The 374-nt window shown below is 35.0% G+C and carries 1 protein-coding gene; it reads left to right on the top strand.

Features of this window, described 5'->3' with window-relative positions; all coding sequences use genetic code 11:
• A partial coding sequence (locus C1G53_RS13590) for a PhoU domain-containing protein (RefSeq protein WP_330847467.1) occupies window positions 1-121 on the top strand: 121 nt, incomplete at its 5' end.
• Window positions 122-374 lie beyond the last annotated feature (253 nt).

The raw sequence follows: 374 nt of genomic DNA, 5'->3' as shown, positions 1-374 counted from the left end.
CTTGGTTGCTGGTCGCGACTATTACCAAGTTTTAACCTACTTGGAACGTGTCGGTGATTATGCTAAAAATATTTGTGAGTGGGTTGTTTATCTACGCACAGGTGATATTACAGAGTTGTAATTCAGAAGTCCGAGAGGGCTTCTTTTCTACCATTTGTCAAGTTCATCAAGGTATTTGACGAAAAATATTTTGTGTCTCGTCATCCAAATAAGGAAATTGTTTTATTTTGGACTAAAGTTACGTGTAAAAAGTGCATACAAAACCAACACCTTATGTTGAAATTTTTTGATAAGGTGTTACAATGATAGAGCATAAACAGTTTTACCGATTTTGGGTTGAAGCGTAATCGTAAAATTTGTTATGCATAATGAGG

It is taken from the genome of Streptococcus suis (assembly GCF_002960445.1).
Classification (GTDB): domain Bacteria; phylum Bacillota; class Bacilli; order Lactobacillales; family Streptococcaceae; genus Streptococcus; species Streptococcus hyiners.
Note: the sequence above shows the minus strand (reverse complement) of the source record. Positions and strands in the feature narration are given on the sequence as shown.